At 65.7% G+C, this 22,971-nt stretch carries 21 protein-coding genes; 13 read left to right on the top strand and 8 right to left on the bottom strand.

Going from position 1 to position 22,971, the window contains the following annotated elements:
* Positions 1–52: 52 nt before the first annotated feature.
* Positions 53–658: a TetR/AcrR family transcriptional regulator gene (locus K6T84_RS03750; protein WP_225397200.1), complete on the bottom strand. Its 606-nt coding sequence runs from the start codon at positions 656–658 to the stop codon at positions 53–55.
* Between the two features lie 557 nt (positions 659–1,215).
* Between K6T84_RS03750 and K6T84_RS03755 the strand changes: the two genes are divergently transcribed.
* Genes K6T84_RS03755 through K6T84_RS03770 form a run of 4 tightly spaced genes read left to right on the top strand, consistent with a single transcriptional unit; the run spans position 1,216 to position 4,874 of the window.
* Entirely contained in the window at positions 1,216–2,571 is a 1,356-nt protein-coding gene (locus tag K6T84_RS03755) for an aromatic ring-hydroxylating oxygenase subunit alpha (RefSeq protein WP_225397199.1), read from the top strand.
* 22 nt (positions 2,572–2,593) lie between these two features.
* Positions 2,594–3,115 carry a hypothetical protein gene (locus tag K6T84_RS03760; protein ID WP_225397198.1) on the top strand — a complete coding sequence of 174 codons (522 nt, stop codon included), beginning with the start codon at positions 2,594–2,596 and terminating at the stop codon, positions 3,113–3,115.
* A complete protein-coding gene (locus K6T84_RS03765; protein ID WP_225397197.1) occupies positions 3,115–3,579 on the top strand; it encodes a hypothetical protein in 465 nt (154 codons plus the stop codon). Before K6T84_RS03760 ends, K6T84_RS03765 begins: the two co-directional genes overlap by 1 nt.
* Complete coding sequence (locus K6T84_RS03770; RefSeq protein WP_225397196.1) at positions 3,576–4,874, top strand: cytochrome P450; 1,299 nt, start codon at positions 3,576–3,578, stop codon at positions 4,872–4,874. The genes K6T84_RS03765 and K6T84_RS03770 overlap by 4 nt, the downstream gene beginning before the upstream one ends.
* Here K6T84_RS03770 and K6T84_RS03775 read toward each other — a convergent pair.
* Positions 4,864–6,309: an adenylate/guanylate cyclase domain-containing protein gene (locus K6T84_RS03775; RefSeq protein ID WP_225402060.1), complete on the bottom strand. Its 1,446-nt coding sequence runs from the start codon at positions 6,307–6,309 to the stop codon at positions 4,864–4,866. The two genes, K6T84_RS03770 and K6T84_RS03775, sit on opposite strands and share 11 nt — an antisense overlap.
* A 155-nt stretch (positions 6,310–6,464) precedes the next feature.
* On the opposite strand from K6T84_RS03775, the gene K6T84_RS03780 reads away from it, so the two are divergent.
* The 9 genes from K6T84_RS03780 to K6T84_RS03820 are packed head-to-tail and all read left to right on the top strand — an operon-like array spanning position 6,465 to position 16,329.
* Entirely contained in the window at positions 6,465–7,289 is an 825-nt protein-coding gene (locus tag K6T84_RS03780; protein ID WP_225400691.1) for an SDR family NAD(P)-dependent oxidoreductase, read from the top strand.
* A 45-nt stretch (positions 7,290–7,334) separates the two neighbouring features.
* Positions 7,335–7,991 (top strand): TetR/AcrR family transcriptional regulator, encoded by a 657-nt coding sequence (locus K6T84_RS03785; RefSeq protein WP_225400690.1) that lies wholly within the window; start codon positions 7,335–7,337, stop codon positions 7,989–7,991.
* Positions 7,988–8,185 carry a ferredoxin gene (locus K6T84_RS03790; RefSeq protein WP_225397193.1) on the top strand — a complete coding sequence of 66 codons (198 nt, stop codon included), beginning with the start codon at positions 7,988–7,990 and terminating at the stop codon, positions 8,183–8,185. Before K6T84_RS03785 ends, K6T84_RS03790 begins: the two co-directional genes overlap by 4 nt.
* Before the next feature lie 51 nt (positions 8,186–8,236).
* The gene (locus K6T84_RS03795; RefSeq protein ID WP_225402059.1) at positions 8,237–9,427 is read left to right on the top strand and encodes a cytochrome P450; all 1,191 of its coding nucleotides are present in this window, start codon (positions 8,237–8,239) and stop codon (positions 9,425–9,427) included.
* Between the two features lie 24 nt (positions 9,428–9,451).
* On the top strand, positions 9,452–10,621 hold the full coding sequence (locus tag K6T84_RS03800; RefSeq protein WP_225400689.1) for an amidohydrolase family protein: 1,170 nt from the start codon (positions 9,452–9,454) through the stop codon (positions 10,619–10,621).
* Complete coding sequence (locus K6T84_RS03805; RefSeq protein ID WP_225400688.1) at positions 10,621–11,871, top strand: M24 family metallopeptidase; 1,251 nt, start codon at positions 10,621–10,623, stop codon at positions 11,869–11,871. Before K6T84_RS03800 ends, K6T84_RS03805 begins: the two co-directional genes overlap by 1 nt.
* 2 nt (positions 11,872–11,873) lie before the next feature.
* A complete protein-coding gene (locus K6T84_RS03810; protein ID WP_225400687.1) occupies positions 11,874–13,001 on the top strand; it encodes a M24 family metallopeptidase in 1,128 nt (375 codons plus the stop codon).
* A 1-nt stretch (position 13,002) separates the two neighbouring features.
* Positions 13,003–13,965: an enoyl-CoA hydratase/isomerase family protein gene (locus K6T84_RS03815; RefSeq protein WP_225400686.1), complete on the top strand. Its 963-nt coding sequence runs from the start codon at positions 13,003–13,005 to the stop codon at positions 13,963–13,965.
* Between the two features lie 3 nt (positions 13,966–13,968).
* A complete protein-coding gene (locus K6T84_RS03820; protein ID WP_225400685.1) occupies positions 13,969–16,329 on the top strand; it encodes a CaiB/BaiF CoA-transferase family protein in 2,361 nt (786 codons plus the stop codon).
* 376 nt (positions 16,330–16,705) lie between these two features.
* Here the strand turns inward: K6T84_RS03820 and K6T84_RS03825 are convergent, their stop codons facing one another.
* Genes K6T84_RS03825 through K6T84_RS03850 form a run of 6 tightly spaced genes read right to left on the bottom strand, consistent with a single transcriptional unit; the run spans position 16,706 to position 22,880 of the window.
* A complete protein-coding gene (locus K6T84_RS03825; protein WP_225400684.1) occupies positions 16,706–17,608 on the bottom strand; it encodes an esterase family protein in 903 nt (300 codons plus the stop codon).
* Between the two features lie 28 nt (positions 17,609–17,636).
* A complete protein-coding gene (locus K6T84_RS03830) occupies positions 17,637–17,963 on the bottom strand; it encodes a hypothetical protein (protein ID WP_225400683.1) in 327 nt (108 codons plus the stop codon).
* 14 nt (positions 17,964–17,977) lie between these two features.
* Positions 17,978–19,060 carry a Rieske 2Fe-2S domain-containing protein gene (locus tag K6T84_RS03835; RefSeq protein ID WP_225400682.1) on the bottom strand — a complete coding sequence of 361 codons (1,083 nt, stop codon included), beginning with the start codon at positions 19,058–19,060 and terminating at the stop codon, positions 17,978–17,980.
* Positions 19,057–20,052 (bottom strand): PDR/VanB family oxidoreductase, encoded by a 996-nt coding sequence (locus tag K6T84_RS03840; RefSeq protein ID WP_225400681.1) that lies wholly within the window; start codon positions 20,050–20,052, stop codon positions 19,057–19,059. The genes K6T84_RS03835 and K6T84_RS03840 overlap by 4 nt, the downstream gene beginning before the upstream one ends.
* Before the next feature lie 27 nt (positions 20,053–20,079).
* On the bottom strand, positions 20,080–21,534 hold the full coding sequence (locus K6T84_RS03845) for an aldehyde dehydrogenase (RefSeq protein ID WP_225400680.1): 1,455 nt from the start codon (positions 21,532–21,534) through the stop codon (positions 20,080–20,082).
* Between the two features lie 11 nt (positions 21,535–21,545).
* A complete protein-coding gene (locus K6T84_RS03850; RefSeq protein ID WP_225402058.1) occupies positions 21,546–22,880 on the bottom strand; it encodes a cytochrome P450 in 1,335 nt (444 codons plus the stop codon).
* Between the last annotated feature and the right edge of the window lie 91 nt (positions 22,881–22,971).

The following is a 22,971-nucleotide window of genomic DNA, read 5'->3' on the forward strand; positions in this document are numbered from 1 at the left end:
ACACACCCTCGCCAACCTTTTTCCGCAACAAATCTGATCGCTCTCAGCCGAGTTACAGCGGCGCGACGATATTGGCGACCACCATGCGCAGGAACGGCCGGAAGACGGCCTGATCGTCGAGCAGACTGTTCAGCGTGACGCCGTCATTGGCCGCCAGCACGACGCGCGCCAGCTCCAGCGCGGGCATGGCGAGCGTGCCACCGAGTCGCGCGGCCCCCTTGCTGATGTAGTCGGCCAGCGCATGGGCGGTCTCTTCGCGTTGGGCCGCGACCCGTTCGCGGGCATCGGGATTGCGTAGCAGAAAAAGAGTGAACTCGTAGCCGAGGACGGCGCGGTCGGGACCTTCTTTGGTGATGAGTTGGTTCCAGCGGTCGGCGAGTTCATCGGTGTTGAGGTCGTCGATGCGGTGGAAGGTGGAGATGACGTCCGCGAAGCCGTCCAGAAACTGCTGACGCTGCCGTTCGACCACCGCGAGGAACAGTTCAGCTTTGCTTCCGAAGTGCGAGTAGATGGCACCGCGGGTGTAGCCGGCCGCGTCCGCGATGTCTTCCAATGCCGCGGCGTCGAACCCCCGGCGGGCGAACACTTCCTCGGCGGCGTCTAGCAGCAGGCTCCGGGTGTGCTCGAGGCGTCGTTCCTTTGTCCAGCGTTCGGCCATCTGTCGATCCTTCCATGGGCGACCGTGAGCGGCCGGAGCTTCGTGGTTCGGAACATTTCGGCGGCAGCCACCTCTGTTTCCAGGCCGGCGGCACGCAGGGCGTAGGACTTGAACGCGCGCGCTCCCGCGCTGAGCCGATGCCGAAACCCGTGCCCCACGGGCTCGAACAGCCCGCAGACGTAGGACCTCACATACGGTTCCTGGTCGGGATCGCCCGAGGCTGCACTGATCGTCAGCATTGGTCCTGTCAAACCGGTTGGTCTGGGATGGGATTCGTGGGAATCGACCGTCGCGCCGAGGATCTTCAGCGCGTGACCGGCTGACCGGTCGGGAAGCAGCACCACGACGTCCCACCCATCGAGGGCGCGGTCGCAGATCAGGCCGCCGGCCCAGAGCACCGCCTCTGCCGGATCCCCCGCCCAGACCTCCAACCGTGACCGCACCGTGTGCAACCTCCCGTGATCTCGTTTGTGAGCCAGGACACTAATAACCACTCTTGTATCGAATATACAGAGATGTATAGTCGTGATGCCAGTCACAAGCAAGGAGGCTCTCTCATGCAGACAACGCTCCCGGGCAATTGGGTCGACAACGCCACGACGCTCGACGACATCGGCCCCGACCGCTACCGGATGCAGATTCCGACCGAGCGCTACACCACCACCGAATTCGCTGCAGTGGAACGCGATTCGATCTGGATGAAGACCTGGCAGGTGGCCGGGCGCGTCGACGAACTCGCCAAGTCCGGGGACTGGAAGCAGTACCGGATCCTGGACCAGTCGTTCATCGTGGTGCGCGGCAAGGACGACAAGATCCGCGGTTTTGTCAATGCCTGCCGGCACCGCGGCAACCTGCTGTGCCCGGAGGCGCGCGGAAACACCAAGCGCAACTTCCTGTGCAACTACCACCTGTGGTCCTACGACCTGCAGGGCAAGCTCACCGGCATGCTGCGGGAGGACCTGGCCGGCCCGATCGACAAGGACACCCACGGGCTGATCGAGGTCCCGGTCGACACCTTCGCCGGATTCATCTTCCTCAACCCCGACCCGCAGGCCGCCCCGCTGGCCGAGTTCATCGGCGATGAGATCGCCGACATGCTCGCTCCCTACCACCTCGACGAGATGACCACGGTGATGGACGTGACCGAGCGCATCGAATGCAACTGGAAGGTCGTCATGGACGCCTTCCAGGAGGGCTACCACATCAACGGCATCCACCCGCAACTGCTGCGCGTCATCAACATCGACCCGGCCACCACGCGCTACCGGTTCTTCGATCAGCACAGCGTCGCCGTCGCCCCGTTCGACATGGTCGGCGCCACCGCCGAACAGCAGGTCGAGGGAACCATGGCGCTGCCCGACACCTTCCCGTCGACAGTCGCGGTGCTGCCGCGGTTCCAAGAGCTGGTGGCGGGGTACGAGGCCGCCGACGGTTCATTGGCCTTCCCAGAAGGGGTGACCGCCCGCACGCTGTTACAGAAGGCGACCCGGGACACGTTGAGCGGCATGGGGCTTGACGTCAGCGGACTGACCGACGCGCAGATGAGCGACAGCCACGGCTGGGTGCTGTTCCCCAACTTCTTCATGACGATCCGCGCCGGCGAGTGCCACATCATCATGGCGCTGCCCGATCCCGACGGCGATCCGCATCGGTGCGTCTGGCACGTCGCCAGCTACATGTATCTGCCCGAAGAGCACAAAGCGGCGTTCACCGTCGAACCGCTGGTCGTCGATGAGCCCGGCAGCTACAAGTATTTCGAAGCCCTGCAGCAGGACTACGACCAGATGCCGCGCCAGCAGGTCGGCCTGCGCAACAGCATGCTCACCTACATGGCACTGGTGAAGGAGGAAGTCGTGATCGCGCACTTCCACTCGGTCGTCGACAAGTGCCTCGCGGCACTCACGAAATCCTGAAAGCTCCCAACGGAAGGCGAACATGAACACCGAAGAACGCATCGAACACCACCGCCGGATGGCCGAGGCCTACCGCAACGCCTATCTGCACCAAGGGGTTCAGGACGGCGAGACCTATGAGGCGTGGGCCTTCGCCGACGACGGCGTGTACGTCTCGCCGTACTTCACCGGCGATCAGGTCTTCTTGCTCAAGGAATTTCCCACCGACACCGCACAGGCCGCGACGATGGAGGCCAAGGCGTACTCGCTGACCTTCCCCGACTGGAAGCCCGCGAGCTTCAACTACTGGCCGGCCGACAACGGATTCGTGATGAAGACCCGGTGGCAGGGCACCACCAAAGACGGCACGACGATGGGCTTCTACTCCTACAGCTTCGTCGAAACCAACGAGCACGGCGAGGTGGCGCGGTGGGAGACCCACGTCAACGACGAGTACAGCCCGTTTTTGGAGGTGGCGATCGGCGTCAGCGGGCCGTTCCACGGCACCAGCGAATACGTCGACGCACTGCACCGCTGTCTGGACCGGGCGGGAGTGTCGTCGTGATGACGGATGTCGACGCGATCATCGATGCCTACACCGGACGACCGCACACCGTGCTGCGCTACACCCAGACGGTCAAACGGCTGGCGGACGCCGCCAAGCAACCGGGTTTCACCACCGACTCCTGGGCCCCGTTGGCGGCACTGGTCGACACCGGCGCATTTGAGCGCGTCGGCAACTTCAAAGAGGTCATGACCTGGCCGGAATACCTCGGATTCATGTCCAGCTGGGCCCCATCGGCGCAGTGGGAGGCGTCGTTCAGGCGGATCAGTGAGGTCGACGGTGTGGTCTTCCTGGAACTCGAGGAGCGCAGCCAGGTAGGCGACTTCTCATCGGTGGTGAACTCCCTGTCGGTCTATGAGTTCAACGACGACGGGAAGATCCGGCACATCGACCTGTATCTGCAGATGGCACTGCCGAACATGAACATGCTGGAAAGCTATGACGGAGTGGAGATCTCCGGATGACCGTGGACACCGACCGGGTCGACGTCGACGCGGTCGACTTCTTCACCGACAACACCCTGCTGCACGATCCGTACGCCTACCTCGCGCAGTTGCGCGGCGAATGCCCACTGCGCCGCGAGCCGCACCACGGCGTGGTGATGGTGACCGGCTACGACGAAGGCGTCGCCATCTACAACGACCACCAGCGCTTCTCGGCGTGCGTGTCGGTGACCGGGCCGTTCCCCGGCTTCCCGGTTCCGGTGCAGGGGGACTTGGCAGGGGGAGACGTCTCATCGCTGATCGAAAAGCACCGGGACGAGCTGCCGTTCAGCGATCAGCTGCCCACCTTCGATCCACCCAAGCACACCGCGCACCGGGAACTGCTCGCCCGGATGATCACGCCCAAGCGGCTCAAGGAGAACACCGAATTCATCTGGCGGCTGGCCGATCAGCAGTACGACGAGGTGTTGACCGGCGGAGCGTGTGAATTCATCAACGATTTCGCCAACCCGTTCGCCATGCTGGTGATCGCGGACCTGCTCGGTGTCCCCGATTCCGATCACGACGAGTTCCGCGCGGCGCTGCTGCGGGGCGCAACCGGAACCATCGGGAGCAGTTCCGGTGATGCGATGACGCATACGCCGCTGGAGTACCTGTACGGCAAATTCACCGGGTACATCTCCGACCGGCGAGCCGACCCGCGAGGTGACGTGCTGACCGGCGTAGCCGCGGCGACGTTTCCCGACGGCAGTACGCCCGAGGTGATCGACGCGGTCCGGGTGGCGGCAAACCTGTTCGCCGCCGGCCAGGAGACCACGGTACGACTGCTGTCGACGGCGGTCATGATCATCGCCGAAGATCAAGCGCTGCAACGCAAGTTGCGGGACGACCGTGATCTGCTGCCGCGGTTCGTCGAGGAGTGCCTGCGCTATGAGAGCCCGGTGCGCGGCGACTTCCGGATGGCGAAGGTGCCGGTCACCGTCGGTGGCGTCGATCTTCCCGCCGGCACGATCGTCATGCTGGTCAACGCGGCGATGAACCGTGATCCGCGCAGATTCGCCGCCCCCGACGTCTTCGACGCCGAGCGCGCCAACGCCCGTCACCACGTCGCCTTCGGCCGAGGTGTGCACAGCTGCCCGGGCGCCCCGCTGGCCCGCACCGAGGCGGTCGTCAGCCTGGAGAGGCTCTTGGACCGCACCTCGCAGATCTGGATCGACGAAGAGGTGCACGGCCCGCCGGGGCAGCGCCGCTACCGGTACCTGCCGACGTTCATCCTGCGCGGACTGACCAGGCTGCACATTCGGTTCACGCCCTGAGAGTGTCCGACTCGGCAGGGCCGGGAGCCAGGATCGGCGTCACTTCCGACCGACCGCGCAACACTTCGGAGCTGTGCGAGACCCATTGCCGGCGTTCGGCTTCGTCGGCGCGGTCGGTGGCGGCGGCCGAACTCAGCACCCGCTGATCGGCGGACTTGGCCAGGTCGGCCAACCGCGCGGCCTCGTTGACGGCGTCGCCGATCACGGTGTACTCGTAGCGGTTCTCGGCGCCGATGTTGCCGGCGAACACCGAACCGGCCGAGACGCCGATACCGAAGTCGACCTCCGGCAGGTCGCGTAACCGGATCGCCAGGGCGCGTGCGGTCGCCAGCGCCGCCGATGCCGCACCGCGACTGCGCAGCGGCACCCCGAACACCGCCAGGGCCGCGTCGCCCTGGAATTTGTTGATCAGCCCGCCGCGCTCGTCGACCGCGCCCACCACGATCCGGAAGAAGCCGTTGAGCACGTCGGCGACCTCCTGCGGTGGCCGGCTGGTGGTCAGCCGGGTGGAATCGGCGAGATCGACGAACAGGATCGCGGCTTCGGTCACCTCGCCGGAGAACGCGGCACCGTCCTGCACGGCGCGGCGGGCCACGTCGGTGCCGACGTAGCGCCCGAACAGATCGTTGAGCCGGTCGCGTTCCTGCAGCCCGGTCACCATCCGGTTGAATCCGCTTTGCAGACGGCCGATCTCGGAGCGCTCGTAGACGTCGACCAGCGTGCCGATCTGGCCGTGCTCGATCTCGGCCATCGCGTCGACGACTTCGCGGATCGGGTCGGCGATCGAGCGGGACACCAGTGCCATGCCACGCCACCCCAGCATCACCGCGACCAGCGACAGCACCAGCACCGGTAGCTCCACCGATGCGGTGGTAGGGATGAGCCACCCGTTGGACCGGAACACGATCAGGGCGGCGATCACCAGGCTGGGCAGTCCGCTGGACAGCAACCACATGTTGATCAGCCGGGACAGCACCCCGGGTGCGGTCAGGTAACCGTCGAAGCCGCGGGTGGCGGCGGCGATGATCGGGCGAATCGTGCGCTGGCTGAACAACACTCCGGTTCCGGTCGCGGCCGCACCTCCCAGGACGATGGACAGCGCAGCGGCCAGCGCGATACCGGCGCCGCCGCGTTCGATCAGGGCGAAGGCCAGCCCGCCGGTCGCCCAGGCCGCACCCAGCAGCAGGGACTGGTCCCGGATGATGTTGAGCGCGCCCAGGCGCTGGGCCGGGGTGGGCACGTCGCCGCGGACGAACCATCGCAGTGATCGGGAGATCAGCACGAGGCCGCCGGCCAGGACACCCAGCGTGGACAGCAGTGACAGCACTACCGCCGTGGTCACATAGCTCGTGGAGAAGTACGGGCTGTCGGGAGTGTGGCCGTGCAGTGTGATCACTACGATCAGCACCTCGGCGACGCTGAGCAGATGCGCCAGCGCGAGGCTGCCCGCGTAGTGAAGCGAAGTCCGCGCGAGGGTGCTCCGCGCCGGGTCGGCCGGTCTGCTCACATGACGACGGTAACGGGATCTCGTGGTCAACAGGTTAAATCAAGCACTTGACTTAACAAAGACGACACCGATTAACTCTCCTGATGGCCAATGAACTCGCGGGAAAAGTAGCCGTCGTCACCGGAGGCGCATCGGGACTCGGTCGGCGGATCGCCGAACGCTTCGTGGCCGAGGGGGCCCGGGTGGTGATCGCCGACCTGGCAAGCGAGCGCGGCGCCGAACTGGCCAACGGGCTCGGCGACGGAGCTGTTTTCGTGCCGGCGGATGTGTCCGATCCCGACCAGGTCGGCGCTGTGGTGGCGCGTGCGGTCGGCGACTTCGGCGGCCTGGACGTCATGGTCAACAACGCCGGGGTGTCGGGCACCATGCACAACCGCTTCCTCGACGACGACCTCGCCGACTTCCACAAGATCATGGCGGTCAATGTGCTCGCGGTGATGGCCGGCACCCGAGACGCCGCTCGGCACATGGCCTCTCACGGCGGTGGATGTGTCATCAACCTGACCTCGATCGGCGGTATCCAGGCCGGCGGCGGGGTGATGACCTATCGCGCATCCAAGGCTGCCGTCATCCAATTCACCAAGTCCGCGGCCATTGAATTGGCGCACTACGACATCCGGGTCAATGCCATCGCGCCGGGCAACATTCCGACACCCTTCGTGGCGTCATCGGCCGCGGCGAACCTGGATCCGGACGAGGTCACCCGTTACGAAGCGGCGATCCGCGAGACGATGCGCGCCGATCGCCCGCTGAAGCGCGAGGGCACCCCCGACGACGTCGCCGAGGCGGCGCTGTACCTGGCCGGGGAGCGGTCGCGCTACGTGACCGGGGTGGTGCTGCCGGTGGACGGCGGGACCGTGGCGGGCAAGGCCATCCGGCGCCGGCGGCCCGAAGGCCAACCGAATTAAATCAATCGCTTGACTTAATTGATGATCCGCGATTGACTGACGGTCGTGACCACCGCTGACAAGGCCGTGCGCGCTGAGCGGGCCAACAGCACCCGCGAGGCGATCCTGGCCGCCGCCGAGCGACTGTTCGCCGAGCACGGGGTGTTCGCCGTCTCCAACCGCCAGGTCAGCGAGGCCGCCGGTCAGGGCAACAACGCCGCCGTCGGCTATCACTTCGGCACCAAGACCGACCTGGTCCGCGAGATCGAACGCAGCCACCGTGCTCCCGTCGAACTGCTGCGCGAGCAGATGGTCGCGGTCACCGGCGACTCGGCCGACCTGCGTGACTGGGTGTCATGTCTGGTCCGGCCGCTCACCGATCACCTTGTCGCGCTGGGAAACCCGACCTGGTATGCACGATTCGCCGCGCAGGTGATGGCCGATCCCGCCTACCACGAGATCGTCGTCAAGGACGCGCTCAGTTCGCCCTCGCTGGTACAGGTCATCGACGGCATCAACCGCTGCCTGCCGGACCTGCCGGCCCCGGTCCGTCAGGCCCGCAACGTGATGGCCCGCAACCTGTTGATGCACACCTGTGCCGACTGGGAACGCACCCTGGCCGGGGGCGGCAAGCCGAAGACGAGTTGGCATGAGGCGAGTTCCAACCTGATCGACGCGATCGTCGGGTTGTGGCGCGCCCCCGTCACGGGAGGTTCGCAATGAAAGTCACCGCCGACCAGAACATCTGCGCGTCATCCGGACAGTGCGCCGCGATCGCGCCGCGCGTGTTCGACCAGCGCGACGAGGACGGCGTCGTCGTCCTGCTCGATGAGAACCCGCCCGAAGAACTGGCCGACGCCGTTCGTCAGGCGGTCGCAGTCTGTCCGTCCGGAGCCATCAAGATCGTTGAGGAGTAAAGCGTGACCGACGCAACCACCATCGCGGCCACCGCGACACCGGAGTACCCCATGACCCGCGACGGCCGGTGCCCGTTCGCGCCGCCGCCGCAGACCATGGCGCTGGCCGCGCAGGCGCCGCTGAGCCGGGTGCGGATCTGGGACGGCAGCACGCCGTGGCTGATCACCGGTTACGACGCCGTCCGCACGCTGTTCTCCGACCCGCGGGTCAGCGTGGACGACCACCAGCCCGGGTTCCCGCACTGGAACGAGATGATGCGTGCCAGCGTCGACCACCGACCCAAGTCGGTGTTCACCACCGACGGCGCCGAGCACATCCGGTACCGCCGGATCCTGTCGCCGTCGCTGACCATGAAGCGGGTCGACGCGCTGACCCCGGTCGCGCAACGCATCACCGACGAGCACATCGACGCGATCCTGGCCGGGCCGCAGCCCGCCGACCTGATCGAGGGATTCGCGCTGCCGATCCCGTCGCTGGTGATCAGCGAACTGCTCGGCGTCCCTTACGAGGACCACGAGTTCTTCCAGCAGCACGCCACCATGGGCGTGGACCGCAACGCCACCTCCGACGACCTCGCCGAGGGTGCGACCGAACTGTCCAAGTACCTGGTCCGGTTGCTTGAGGCCCGCATGGCCGAACCGGCCGAGGACATGGTCACCGACCTGGGTAAGCGGGTGAAAGACGGTGACCTGTCGGTGCGCGAGGCCACCCAGCTGGGCACCGGAATGCTGATCGCCGGCCACGAGACGACCGCGAACATGATCGGCCTGGGCATCGTGGCGCTGCTGGGCGAGCCTGACAAGATCGCCGAGCGCACCGCGGTCTTCCGCGGCGACGACGACGCCGCGATCGCCAACGCGGTCGAGGAACTGCTGCGCTACCTGTCGATCATCCACACCGGTCAGCGCCGGGTTGCGTTGGAGGACATCGAGATCGGCGGTGAGACCATCCGCGCCGGCGACGGCATCATCATCGACCTGGCGCCGGCCAACTGGGACGGCACGGTCTTCCCCGAGCCCGAGGTGCTCGACCTGACGCGACCGGCCCGCCAGCACATGGCGTTCGGCTTCGGCCCGCACCAGTGCGTCGGCCAGCAGCTGGCCCGCGCCGAGATGGTGATCGCCTTCCGCACCCTGTTCCGCCGCATCCCGACCCTTCGGCTCGCGGTCGGGGTCGACGAGATCCCGTTCAAGAACGACCGCCTCGCCTACGGCGTCTACGAACTCCCCGTCACCTGGTAACCCGCCCGATTGGAGTGGATTGACATGTCCAGCACAACAACTTTCTATCCCCCCGGCGGATACGGGGCACCCAAAGACCGGCATGGTCAGGCCGGGGCCGGCTTGAGCGACGTCGGGCTGCCGGCAGGTACCGAGGTGTTCTCCGCCGACAACCACATCTCGATAGCCGACGACATCTTCTTCGAACGGTTCCCCGAGGACCTCAAGGACAAGGCGCCCCGGATCTGGTACGAGGACGGCGCCTACATGGTCGGCCGCAAGGGACAGTCGTTCCTGCCGGGTGACTTCTCGGCGGTGCTCATGCAGTACGACGACCTGGCCGGTGCGGCCAGCAGCAACATCGAGGCCCGCATCGCCGAGCTGGCCTCCGACGGCGTCGACAGGGAACTGGCGTTTCCCAACGCGGTACTGGCACTGTTTCATTTCCCCGACAAGGACCTGCGGGAGCGGGTGTTCCGCATCTACAACGAGTACATGGCCGAACTGCAGGAGCGCTCCAACGGGCACTTCTACGGGGTCGGCCTGATCAACTGGTGGGATCCCGCCGGTACCCGGCGCACGCTGGACGAGCTGAAGTCCTTGGGGCTCAAGACTTTCCTGCTGCCGCTGAACCCCGGCAAGGACGACGAAGGCAACATCATCGACTTCGGCGCCCGGGTGATGGATCCGGTGTGGGACGAGATCGAACAGGCCGGCCTGCCGATCACCCACCACATCGGTGAGACCCCGCCCAAGACGCCATGCGAGGTCAACAGCGTCGTGGTGGGCATGATGGTCAATGTCGACTCGTTCCGCGAGCAGTTCGCCAAGTACATCTTCTCCGGCATCCTCGACCGCCACCCCGGATTGCGGGTCGGCTGGTTCGAAGGCGGGATCGCCTGGGTGCCCACCGCTTTGCAGGACGCCGAGCACCTGCTGGCGTCGTATCAGCACATGTTCAGCCACCAGTTGCAGCACGACATCCGGTACTACTGGGACACCCACATGAGTGCGTCGTTCATGGTCGACCCGCTCGGCCTGCGGCTGATCGACCAGATCGGGGTGGATCACGTCATGTGGTCGTCGGACTACCCGCACAACGAGAGCACCTTCGGCTATTCGGAGAAGTCGCTGGCCAATGTCGTGGCGGCCCTGGGACCGCAGGACGCGGCGAAGGTGGTCGGCGGCAACATCACCGGTTTCCTGGGGTTGTGATGACCGCACCGACATCGGCCACCGCAACCATCGGGGGCATCGAGATACCCGAGGTCCCCGACCGGGCCCGGCTGCGCCGGGAGACCGGCGCGCGACTGCGGGCGGCGATGGCCGACCGCGGCGTCGACGCGCTGATCCTGCTGGGCAACAACGCCGTCACCTACGCCACCGGCACCAGTTGGCGGCTCGGCGACGCCGGACTGTCCCACGTGGAGCGGCCGGTGGCCGTCGTGCTGGCCGCCGACGAGTGGCCGCACCTGTTCCTGCCGTTCCGGGAGGGTGCGTCCGGCGAGTCCGACCTGCCGGCCGATCACGTACACGGCCCGGTCTACCTCGAATTCGACGAAGGGGTGGAGCATTTCGCCCGGGTGCTCGCCGAGCTGATCCCCGGCAACGCGGTGATCGGCATCGACGAATGCACCGGGGCGATGCGGCGCGCCTCCGGCCGGCTCTTCCCGGGCGGGCGGCCGGTGGACGCGTCCCAGGTCGTCAGCGCCGCCAAGATGATCAAGACCGTCGACGAGCTGGCCTGCATCCGCACCGCCTGCCGGATCACCGACGAGGCCATGGTCGACGTGCAGGCGGCACTGGCGCCCGGTATCCGCCAGATCGACCTGTCGGCCCAATTCCTGCGGCACGCCTTCGAATTGGGGGCCAGCGCCAGCATGCTGGAGCCGATCTGGCAGGTCATGCCCGACACCCGTGAATCCGGGGTGTGGACCACCCATGGGGATCTGGCACTGCCGTTGCTCTCCACCGAACGCGAACTGCGCGCCGGTGATGTGCTGTGGACCGACGTCTCGATCACCTACGGGGGGTACTGCTCGGACTTCGGCCGCACCTGGGTGGTGGGGGCCGACCCGACTGCCCGCCAGCAGGCCCAGTTCGCCAAATGGCGGGAGATCCTCGACGCCGTGCGCGGCGTGCTGCGAGCCGGAGTGACCTCCGGCGACCTGGCCCGGGCGGCGATCGCGGCCAACGGTAATGGAACCCGGCCCTGGCTGCCGCACTTCTACCTCGGCCACGGCATCGGGGTGAACGCCGCCGAGATGCCGATGATCGGAACCGATCTGGGCGACGAGTTCGACAACAACTTCGCCTTCGAACCCGGGATGGTGCTGGTGCTCGAGCCGGTGGTGTGGGAGGACGGCACCGGCGGCTACCGCGGCGAAGAGGTCGTCGTCGTCACCGAGGAAGGCTGGATCGCGTTGACCGACTACCCGTATACGCCCTACGGGGAAGGATCATGACGATGACTGCCGAGGTACTGCCGGACTCCGTCGCGCTGCGTGGCGGGCGGCGCGAGCGCGCGCTGGCACAGATGGAAGCCCACGACCTGGATGTGCTGGTGCTGGGACGGCAGGCCAATATCCGCTACATCACCGGGGCGCCGCAGCTCTGGGTGGCCGGCACCCGCCCGTTCGGGCCCTCCTGCGTGCTGGTGCGCGCCACCCGGGCGATCCACCTGCTCAGCACCTGGGATGAGGGTGTGCCCGAAGACATTCCGCACGAGAATCTCTACGGCATCTCCTGGAACCCCACCAACACCATCGCGAACCTGGCGCGTATCGACGGTGCGGCCACTGCCCGGCGGGTGGGCACCGACGCGATGTCACCGCTGTTCGCCCAGCTGCTGCCGATGGCCTTCCCGAAGGCGGAGCTGGTGGACGGGGAACTGGCGATGCGCGCCGCGCGCCGCATCAAGACACCCGACGAGGTAGCCGCACTGCGGACCTCGGTGCAGGTCGCCGAGTCGGCGATGGCGGTCGCGGTCAACGCATTGGCGCCCGGGGTCAGCGAGCAGACGCTGACCGGCGTGCTGCTGGAGGCGATGACCGCCGGCGGCTACAGCACCCCGGCCACCCAGGACGTGGCCTGGGTGACGTCGCGGGAACACCCGTGGCGCCGGGTGGCCGGCAGCGGCGGGGTGCAGACCGGGGACCTGGTGGCGTTCTCTGCCGGCGTGCTGGCCTGCGGCTACGTCGGCGAGGTGGGCCGGACCTATCCCGCCGGGCCGGTGACCGCCGCAACCGAAGCCCTCTATGGGCGCTGGGATGTGTTGTGGGGCAACCTTGCCCGTCGGCTGCATCCGGGGGCGGCCGGCAGCGAACTGCTGGACGCGTACACCGCCTCGGCTGAGCCGTTGCCGCCGGTGCCGGTGGCACACGGGCTGGGGCTGGGGTTCGATCCGCCGGTGGTGTCGGCGCAGCTTCCGGCCACCGCCGCCGCCGAGCAGCTCGAGCCGGGGATGGTGCTGGCCGTCACCGGATACGTGTTCGAGCCCGGCGTCGGTGCGGTGTTCGGCCGTGAGGCGGTGCTGATCACCGAGGACGGTCACGAGGTGCTGTCGTCGAGTCCGCTTCGGCCGGAAGGGAACTGAGATGGGCGAATCCGCGCGGCCGACTCCCGAGGAGATCATCCTCTACCACAAGGACCCGGCCACCAAGATCGCGACCATCACCTTCGACCGGCCGGAGTACCTGAACGCGCCGACCTCCGCCGCGCGGCTTCGCTACGCCGACCTGGTGCGCGGCGCCAGTGTCGACAACGACGTCAAAGTGGTGGTCATCCGCGGCGTCGGAGAGAATCTGGGTAGCGGCGCCGACCTTCCCGAGTTCATGGAGGGCGTCGAGAACCCGGAGCTGCGGCTGGCCGAGCTCAAGCTGGAGGGCGCCCTGGGCGAAGACGTCAACTATCCGCCCAAGGGCACCTTCCGCAATGGCGCCACCATCAGCGCCTGGTACGCCAATGTCCAAGCCGGCAACCGGCCGCTGCAGGAACTCAAGAAGATCAGCATCGTCGAGGCCAAGGGCTACTGCTACGGCTGGCACTTCTACCAGGCCGCCGACGCCGACCTGGTGATCTCCAGCGATGACGCGCTGTTCGGGCATCCGTCGTTCCGCTACTACGGCTGGGGCCCGCGGATGTGGACCTGGGTGCAGATGATGGGGCTGCGCAAGTTCTCCGAAATGGTGTTCACCGGAAGGCCTTTCACCGCCGCGGACATGGATAAGTGCAACTTTCTCAACAAGGTGGTGCCCCGCGACCAGCTCGAAGACGAAGTCGCCAAATACGCCCTGGCCTGCGCCCGCAACCGGCCGGTGGACACGGTGTTCATGCAGAAGATGTTCTTCGAGGTCTACAAGCAGCACCAGGGTGAGTACATGGGCAGCCTGCTGTCGGCGTTCTTCGAATCGATGGGCTCCGGGGTCGCCCCCGACACCGATGACCTGATGCTCGACGAGGCCATCGAATCCGGGCTGTCCGGCGCGGTCAAGGATAACGACGCCAAGTTCCCCCCGGATTTTCGGCTGAGCAAGTCCAGTCGCAGCAAGGACAGCTAGCCGGTGTCACCGCTGGACGGTTTCACCGTCGTCGATCTGTCCACCGGAATCGCGGGCGCCTACTGCACCAGGCTGCTGTCCGACGGCGGTGCGCACGTCATCAAAGTCGAGCCGCCGCAGGGTGATCCGTTGCGGTCGTGGTCGGCTTCCGGGGCGGGCAGCGGGGGTGCGTTGTTCAGCTTCCTGGCCGGCGGCAAACACAGCGTCATCGGCGACCCCGAGCTCGTCGACAAACTGCTGGCCGGTGCCGACGCGGTGGTGTGGTCACGCGGGTCGGCCGAACAGCATGCCCCCGATCAGATTCGCCGCGACCACCCGCACCTGATCGTCACCGCCATCACCCCGTTCGGGCTGGACGGGCCGTGGTCCGACCGCGCCGCCACCGAGTTCACCCTGCAGGCCTGGTCCGGCGGGGTCTTCGGGATCGGCCGCGGATCGCCCGATCTGCCACCGGCATTCGTCGGCGGACAGGTCGGCGAATACCTTGCCGGGGCCTATGCCAGTGCGATGACGCTGGCATGTTGGTACGCCCGCGGCGACGGCGGCGCGGGTGAGCTGCTGGATCTGTCGATGCTTGAGACCGCGATCCTCGGCCTGACGTATTTCCCGGTCACCTATTTCGAGATGCTTCACCGGCCCTGGCGCGACGCCCGCAAGCTCACCGTCCCCGGAATCGCCTCGGCCAAAGACGGCCTCGTCGACGTCGGCTGCGGCACCGCCCAGCAGTGGTTCGATCTGTGCGCGATGACCGGGCATCCGGAGTGGATCGACGAGGACTCGCCGCTGTCGATCACCGAGCAGGCCAACGAGAAGGCCGAGCAGATCTACGCCTGGGTCAAAGAGCAGACGGTGCAGGAGGTCCGCGAACTGGCCACCGCGTTCCGCATCCCGAACGCCCCGGTGGCCAACGGCGCCAACGTCACCGGACTCGACCATTTCGTGGCACGCAAGTCGTTCGTGGCCAACCCCGATGGCTTCACCCAACCCGCCCGGCCCTACCGGCTGGAACCCGCCGAACTCCGGGCGCCACAGCCCGCGCCGCGTCTTGGCGAGCACACCGAGCACTACCGGTCCTCGGTGATTTCGGCGCGATCGAGCCCGCTCAGCGACGAAAACCGCGCCGAGATCCTGCCGTTCGCCGGTCTGCGGGTGCTGGACCTGACCACCTTCTGGGCCGGGCCGAGCTGCACGCACCCGCTGGCGATGCTCGGCGCCGACGTCATCCACGTGGAATCTGCCCGCCGGCCGGACGGAACCCGGCTGATCGCCGGCATCCCGGTCAGCGAACCGCAGTGGTGGGAACGCTCACCGATCTTCTCGGCGCTCAACACCAACAAGAAGGGCCTCACCGTCGACCTGCAGCGCGAGGCCGGCCGGGACGTGCTGCGGAAGCTGATCGCGACCGCCGACGTGATCGTGGAGAACTTCACCCCCCGGGTCCTGGAACAGATCGGGCTGGGCTTCGACACCGTCCGGGACCTGCAACCCGCGGCAATCATGGTGCGGATGCCCGGCTTCGGCCTGGACGGCCCGTGGCGGGACAACCCGGCGTTCGCCTATGTCATCGAGGCCGCATCCGGGGTCAGCTGGCTGACCGGATTCCCGGAACGCAACCCCTATGAGCCGTACTCGGTGGGTGACCCCAACGCGGGCGTGCACGCGCTCAACGCGGTGCTGCTCGCGCTGGAACATCGCCGCCGCATCGGCCGGGGCATGCTGGTGGAAGCGGCGATGGTCGACGCCGCACTCAACATCGCCGCCGAGCAGGTGATCGAATACTCCGCCTACGGTGCGTTGCTGCAACGCGACGGCAACCGCGGACCGACCGCCGCCCCGCAAAACCTTTATCGCACTGCCGATATCGACGAGTTCGGCCGTCTGGACAGCTGGGTGGCCATCGCGATCGCCACCGACGAGCAATGGACCGCACTCGGCGAGGCGTTGGGCCGCCCGGACTGGGCCGGCGACCCGGGCCTTACCACCCACGCCGGGCGCCGCAGGCACCACGACCTCATCGACGCCCGACTGGGGGATTGGTGTGCCGAACGCAGTGGCGACGAGATCGTCGAACTGCTCTGGCCCTTAGACATCCCGGTCGCCAAGGCGATGCAGCCGCACCGCCAGGCCGAGTTGGCCCAGTTGCAGTACCGCGGCTTCTTCGAGGTAGTCGACCACCCGGTCAATCCGGCGGTACGGCACAGCACGCTGCCCGCGCGGCCTACGCAGGGGCCCAAGCGGTTCCACCGCCGGCCCGCCCCGCTGCTCGGCGAGCACAATCAGGAGCTGCTGCGCGAAGTCGGCTTCTCGGATGCGGAGATCGAGGAGCTGGCCGCGACCGGTGTGATCGGCCGGCGGCCGGCCTGAGCCGGAGCCGGAGCCGACGAAACTCGCGACGCCTCTGGGACCCCGCTTGCCGCCTCCTGCTATGCGGTCGCATGGGGAAATGCCAGTACTTAGGTGTTTAGTCGGACGGCCGGCTCCAACAGGCGACGATGATTCAGAAGTGTCTCGGGTATTGCCGTCGGAAATGTACCGGGAGGTCCGGGCAGGTAAGCGGCTGACCACCGACACCAGCCGTCTGAATGATGCTGTCCGGAATCGATGCGGACGCGTTGGACGAAGTCGCCCGCGTCGGCCGCAATGAGCCGAATCTGAGACGTGATCCGATCGATGACGTGCTCTGCTGCCAGGTCGGACGCCAGCACGACTTCGAAAGACTTCCAGCACTCCAGCATGGGCATTAGCGGATAGCCCTGGTCATATCGCCGGACATGGCACTCAGTTGCGGGCCCCAGGTAGACCAGCCGTGGTCACCGCTGACTGGGAAGTCGAAGTGGCCGTTGCTCCCGCTGACGCCCCGGTATTGGGCGTAGAACATCTTGTTGGTGCTCTGTGCGAGGTCCGCGACGCCCAACATCGCGGCTGGGTTGCTGGCAGTCAAGGTTTGCGGGCTGAAGACCCACAGCCGGGTGTTGTTCTGCGCCAGTAATGCAGCGTGGGCGTAGGGGTCATGCCACTTCCACCGACCCAGCTGGGGCATTCCCCACATGTCGTCGGAGTTCACCCCGCCGAAATTTGACAAGCCGTTGTTTATCGCGCCGCTCATCGCGGTTTCGGATGGATAGAGGAAACCTGACATCGATCCCGCGTAGCGGAACCGTTCGGGGTGGAACGCGGCTAAGGCCACCGCTGCGTATCCCCCCTGTGAGGCGCCGACAACGGCGTGACCGCCGGGTGCCAGTCCCTTGTTGGCTGCCAACCAGTCCGGCAGCTCGCTGGACAGAAATGTGTTCCACTGCTTGCTGCCGTCCCGCTCCCAGTCGGCGTACATGCTGTAGGCACCGCCGGCGGGGGCGGCTACCGAGACCCCTTTGCCGGCAAGTGTGTTCATCGCATTGCCCGCAGTGACCCAGTTGCTAACGTCGGGGCTCGCATCGAACGCGTCGAGCAGGTACACCGTATGAGGACCGCCGGGCAAGAAGGCTACCGGTATGTCGCGGCCCATCGCCGCCGACGGCACCATCAAGGTCTCGTGGGAGGCATGAGCGGTGCCGCCGGCACCGACGACCGTTGTAGCGCTTATCAATCCCAGCGTCAGCACCGCGGAAAGTAGCGGTTGCAAAAGATTCAGCAGATTCCGCATTCCCGACTCCTTCGTGTGCCCGGGTAGTTCATTCCGGGCATCCCTGGTTGATCCACTGTTCGATCACATCGATGGACTCGGCCGGCACTGGTGGAAGATAAGATGGCATGCGGGGTGTGACCGCACCTTTGATGCGTTCTGGAAGATCAGAACCGAACGGTGGCTCACCTTTCAGTGACAACACCAAATTGGAGCGTGCCCCATCGCCCGGGGACACAAGCATCCGTCCACCGACCTTCATGGCTACGAATTGGTCCCGGGTGACGTCGCGCCAAAAGGGTCCATGCGAGGCGACATCGGCGTCGGGGCCGCCGACTGACTCATCCAGGATCTTGACCACATCTTCAAAGTTCATGCCGCCAGGTGTTCCTAACTCGTAAGGGGTTGCAGGGGACTGAGCGAATTGTCGCGGGCGTTGGGTGCCAGACCCGGCCGCAGAGCGTGTGGGCCCGACTCTTTGGCCAGCATCACTCCGACAATGCGTCGTGCCCTCAGAGAAGCCAGGTCAGCTTGGAACTCAACCCCACCGCGCCATCCGTCGTACCCGGAATGATGAGCCGCCATCTCCAGAACAGCCGTGTCGCGTTCGGCGACTTGGGCGAGGAATGACCTTAGCCGGATGGTCGCCTCGTGGCGATCCGTTGAGTAGTTCCGAGACGATTGCATGAACACGTGAGTGGTGCAAGCAGTCTCAGGTGTTATCGCATGGGTCCGGGTAGTGGTGTACTCCTTGCCGGCGGAGGTCTCGACATCCCAATACTGGCGGTGCATCGCGGGCGAGACGAATGTGCCACTCTCACGGTGTTTGTACATGCGGTCTTGGTCGAGTCCCGTGGCGTCTGCTTGCCAGTCGGTGAGGGAGGCTTCGGGCATGATACGGGTGTAACTTACGGTGGTTTCGGATATTTCGATATCGCCAAACGCCGGCATACTCCCGATTTCCTTGGGAATGTCGTTTGCGTGCACGACGGTGGCATAACTGAAGTCCAGGTAGTGCTCGTGGACCATCATGTAGTTGGCGTTCACCCGCCAGGAATCTGCGAACGTGGTCCATCCGGCGTCGTTGACCCAGACCGCGTTGGGCGGTTGGCTGCTGGCCGCGGCGGCCGGCGATCCCGTCCAGATCCAGACGAACGGTGGTTCCTCAATGACCGGGAACACCGGTACGGTCATCCCGAATGGGACGTTGGGCTGGGACGGGATGTGTACGCACGCACCATCGGTGGCATAGGTGCATCCGTGATAGCCACACACCAACCGGTCTCCCTCGATACGGCTGTGCGACAACGGGAATGCCCGGTGTGCGCAGCGGTTCTGGAACGCCGTGACCACGCCACTTGCGCCGCGCCACAAAACGATATCTTCGTCGAGTAGTCGTCGTCCCAGTGGCGAGTCGGTGATTTCATCGGTGGTCGCCGCTACGTACCAGCAATTCCTCGGGTAGTTGCTCACAGGTCCAGCACCAGCTTCTCGGTACGTGACCGGGATACGCATGTCATGATGACTTCGCCCGATGCCTGCTCAGCTTCGCTGAGTACTGAGTCGCGGTGATCGACGGCACCTTCAAGAACCCGGGCCTGGCAGGTTCCGCAGATTCCTTCGTAGCAGGCGGAAAGCGTGGGAACACCGTTTGCTTCAAGGACTTCCAGGATCGACTGGTTTGCCTCCACTTGCAAGGTGACCCCCGACCGCTGGCACACCACCTCGAAACTTTCCAGCGCCTCACCGGATTGCTCGACAGGCGGTGCCTTGGCTGCGAATCGTTCGATGTGCAGCGCACCGGCCGGCCAGTGGGCACAGTGCTGTTCGACCGCCGCCAACAGCGGCTCCGGCCCACAGCAATACACCAGGGCGTCGCGTGGGGGATCCTTCAGTAGCGTCTCCAGATCGAGGAGCCCGCATTCATCCTGCGGCCACACCGTGACTCGTTCGGGATGGCGGTCGACCAACTCTTCCGCGAACGCCATGGATGCTCGGGTCCGTCCGCCATACAGCAGGGTCCACTCGGTGCCCGCGCGCTCTGCGGACTGGATCATCGTCAAGATCGGGGTGATACCGATGCCTCCGGCGATAAACCGGTAGCTCGCTGTCTCGACAAGGGGAAAATTGTTGCGTGGGCCACGCACCTGGACGGTGCTGCCCTCGCTGAGGTTCTCGTGGACGTAGCGTGAACCACCGCGGCTGTTGGGGTCGAGCAGCACCCCCACTCGCCACGTGGCAGGATTATGCGGATCGCCGCACAGCGAGTATTGCCGGGTCAGTCCGTCAACCAGAATGAGATCGATGTGCGCACCAGGCTCCCAGCGCGGCAGATCCTGCCCCCCAGGAGCACCCAGGTCCAAGACCACCACGCCATCGGCGGGCGTAGTGCGTCGTTGCACGACCAGTTCGGCCGTGAATTCACGGACGCTGGCTGTGGGCTTGGTAACGGCAGGTGCAGACATGTTTTCGGGCTCCATCCGCGACAGGTGTCAGGCTGTCGGCGGCAGATAGATGGACTTGTACACCTGGAATCCGTGCAGCCCTTCGGGTCCGAGCTCGCGACCCATCCCACTTTGTTTGATGCCGCCGAACGGGGCGACGGGATCATTGACGTAGTGGTTGACCCCCACCGTGCCGGAACGAACGTGCCGCGCGATGTCGGTCGCGCGTTCGGGGTCTGATGACCACACACTGCCACCCAGGCCGTAGACACTGTCGTTGGCCAGTGCGACGGCTTCAGCTTCGTCGGAATAGGGGATCACCGAGAGCACCGGCCCGAAGATCTCTTCCCGCGATATCGTCGCCTCATTGTCCAAGTCGGCGAAGATGGTTGGTTCCAGAAACCAGCCACGGTCAAGGCCTGCCGGCCGCGAACCACCGGTGGTGAGACGGGCACCTTCACTCTTGCCTTTGGCGATGTAGCCTTCGACACGGTCGCGCTGCTGCTTCGACACCAGGGGGCCGATCTTGGTGGCGGGATCCAACGGGTCACCGATAGCAAGGGAGCTCGCCAAATCGGTTATGGTGTCGACAATTTCCGAGTATCGGCTACGAGGAGCCAACACCCGGGTGTTGAGCCAACAGATTTGGCCGTTGTTGAGCAGAGTGCATCCGAAGAAGGGCTCGATCATGTCGGACAGGTCGGCGTCGTCGAGGATGATGGCTGCGGACTTGCCGCCGAGTTCAAGGGTCACAGGTCGAAGGAGGCGCCCGCATGTCTCGGCGATCCACCGCCCGGCAGTGGTGGATCCGGTGAACGAAACTTTGTCGATTCCCGGGTGTCCAACAAGGTAGGCGCCGACGTCGCGGCCACCGGGGACCACGTTGAGCACCCCGTCGGGTAGTCCTGCTGCAGCGGCGGCTTCGGCCATCAGGAACGCGTCGAGCACAGTCTCTTCGGCTGGCTTGAGGACGAAGGTGCAACCAGCGGCCAGCGCTGGTGCAAGTTTGAGGAACGTAATCCCTTGTGGGACATTCCAGGGAACGATTGCACCGACAACGCCCACTGGCTGCTTCGACACCAGTGACGTGCCGCCCAGCATGCCGGGGCGGGCTTCCTCAATGGGCGCATCGGTCATCAGGCCGCTGTAGTAGCGCAGCAGCAGCGCTGGGAAGCCAGCCTCGAACTGTTCCGCGACCCAGATCGGCATGCCGTTCTGCATGGATACCCGGCGGGCCGTCTCAGCCCCGCGTGCTTCCAGCTCCACCGCGAACCGTTCGAGGACTTCGGCGCGTTCCTTAGGGTGCCAGGTTGCCCACCCGTCGGCGGCGTCGAATGCGGCTCGCGCCGCAACGACAGCGGCGTCGATATCGGCTTCGTTGCCGCGAGGCACCGAGCCGATGCGGTCCTCGGTGGCCGCGGAATGGACCTCGATGGTTTCGTGGCCGACCGGAGTAGCCCACTTGCCACCGATGTAAAGCTGCGGGTAGTCGATCGTCGTCATTGCTGATCCGCCTAGGAGGAGAAGGTGAACTTGGCGGGCCAGTGCTTGAGTCCGCCAACGAAATTGGTCTGGGTCACTTGCCCTGGTCCGGCCGACTCGATGGATTCCAGGCGTGGCAGCAACTCCTCGAACATCACCCTCAGTTCCATCTTGGCGACGTGCTGGCCCGGGCAGGTGTGTGTGCCGAATCCGAACCCGAGGTGCGGGTTGGGCTTGCGGTCGATGTCGAACGTGTCGGCATTGGCGAACACGTCTTCGTCGCGGTTGCCCGACTGGAACAACGGCATCAGCCTGTCGCCGGCCTTGATGGTCTGTCCGCGCAATGTGTAGTCCGACAGTGCGAGTCGCATGAAGTGTTTGACCGGCGACACTAACCGCAACGCCTCGTTGATGAGGTTGGGCAGCAACTTCATATCCGCTTTGACCCGGGCCATGACATCGGGGTGTTCGGCCAGCAGCCGAAGTGTGCCAGCCATAGTGGCGGAGGTGGTGTCATGCCCGGCGGTGGCGAATTCGATGTAGCGGCCGTAGCATTCCGTCTTCGAGAAGTGCTCGCCATTGGATTTCTTGGCGCAGGCGATCACGGTGGCCAGATCCTCAGTGGGGTGAGCGCGGCGGTCTTCGACGATTGTGTCGAAGTAGCCGTAATAGTCCTGGATAGTGGCGGCAAACTGCTCTGCCATTTGCTGCGGGGTTACCTCGATGTCGTTGCGCTGGTGTTCCGGGTCGGCGGCGCCGAAGAACTCCTGGGTCAGCTTGAGCATCCGTGGGTATTCCTGCTGCGGTATGCCGACCAGTGACATCAGCGCGCGCAGCGGGTAGGCCATGGCGAAGTCGTCGATGACCTCGATCGTCTTCCCGGCTGCGGTGATGTCGACGAGATGCGCAATGGAGTCCCTCGCGAGTCCGCGAATCCGTTCTTCGTACTGTTTGAGGTTCACCGGCCGCAGCGAGTCGAACACCGCGTTCTTGGCCTCGCTGTGCTCTGGCGGGTCGATATACGGCAGCGCATCGAGGATGCGCAAGCTTCCGCCGAGGAGACTCTTGGTGAACTCGTCTCCGGCCTGATTCGTCAGGATCGGGTTGTGCGAACCCGGGTTCTCCTCGCCGCCGCCGGCGCAGAAGACCTCAGAGAGGGTTTCGACCTCCTGGATGTCAGCGTGCTTGGTGATCAGCCACAGTGGGTCATATCCCTCCACAATGGCCTTGCCCACGGGCATGTTGTTGCGTGCCCATTTGTAGGCGGCGAAAAGGGCGTCGAGGTCGGCGTGGCCCTCGGGGAGCACGATCTGCCGGGCGATCTCGTCGGGAAGAATTGCTGCTTCGGTGTGCTGGGCGGTCGTCACGAGGGTCCTCTTTCTGTTGTCTGGTGCGAGAGTTCGTGGGGCGAGGATTTGGTAGCTCAAGTCTCTTCGCGCCGGTGAACCAGCGCGTCAC

It is taken from the genome of Mycobacterium zoologicum (assembly GCF_020181635.2).
GTDB lineage: Bacteria > Actinomycetota > Actinomycetes > Mycobacteriales > Mycobacteriaceae > Mycobacterium > Mycobacterium zoologicum.

Excerpts from the sequence above, each read along its gene's own strand:
- K6T84_RS03825 (WP_225400684.1), bottom strand. The coding sequence starts at position 17,608 with ATGCGGAATCTGCTGAATCTTTTGCAACCGCTACTTTCCGCGGTGCTG.
- K6T84_RS03760 (WP_225397198.1), top strand. The coding sequence starts at position 2,594 with ATGAACACCGAAGAACGCATCGAACACCACCGCCGGATGGCCGAGGCC.
- K6T84_RS03845 (WP_225400680.1), bottom strand. The coding sequence starts at position 21,534 with ATGACGACGATCGACTACCCGCAGCTTTACATCGGTGGCAAGTGGGCT.
- K6T84_RS03830 (WP_225400683.1), bottom strand. The coding sequence starts at position 17,963 with ATGAACTTTGAAGATGTGGTCAAGATCCTGGATGAGTCAGTCGGCGGC.
- K6T84_RS03840 (WP_225400681.1), bottom strand. The coding sequence starts at position 20,052 with ATGTCTGCACCTGCCGTTACCAAGCCCACAGCCAGCGTCCGTGAATTC.
- K6T84_RS03805 (WP_225400688.1), top strand. The coding sequence starts at position 10,621 with ATGACCGCACCGACATCGGCCACCGCAACCATCGGGGGCATCGAGATA.
- K6T84_RS03810 (WP_225400687.1), top strand. The coding sequence starts at position 11,874 with ATGACTGCCGAGGTACTGCCGGACTCCGTCGCGCTGCGTGGCGGGCGG.
- K6T84_RS03770 (WP_225397196.1), top strand. The coding sequence starts at position 3,576 with ATGACCGTGGACACCGACCGGGTCGACGTCGACGCGGTCGACTTCTTC.
- K6T84_RS03750 (WP_225397200.1), bottom strand. The coding sequence starts at position 658 with ATGGCCGAACGCTGGACAAAGGAACGACGCCTCGAGCACACCCGGAGC.
- K6T84_RS03795 (WP_225402059.1), top strand. The coding sequence starts at position 8,237 with ATGACCCGCGACGGCCGGTGCCCGTTCGCGCCGCCGCCGCAGACCATG.
- K6T84_RS03780 (WP_225400691.1), top strand. The coding sequence starts at position 6,465 with ATGGCCAATGAACTCGCGGGAAAAGTAGCCGTCGTCACCGGAGGCGCA.
- K6T84_RS03765 (WP_225397197.1), top strand. The coding sequence starts at position 3,115 with ATGACGGATGTCGACGCGATCATCGATGCCTACACCGGACGACCGCAC.
- K6T84_RS03790 (WP_225397193.1), top strand. The coding sequence starts at position 7,988 with ATGAAAGTCACCGCCGACCAGAACATCTGCGCGTCATCCGGACAGTGC.
- K6T84_RS03800 (WP_225400689.1), top strand. The coding sequence starts at position 9,452 with ATGTCCAGCACAACAACTTTCTATCCCCCCGGCGGATACGGGGCACCC.
- K6T84_RS03755 (WP_225397199.1), top strand. The coding sequence starts at position 1,216 with ATGCAGACAACGCTCCCGGGCAATTGGGTCGACAACGCCACGACGCTC.
- K6T84_RS03815 (WP_225400686.1), top strand. The coding sequence starts at position 13,003 with ATGGGCGAATCCGCGCGGCCGACTCCCGAGGAGATCATCCTCTACCAC.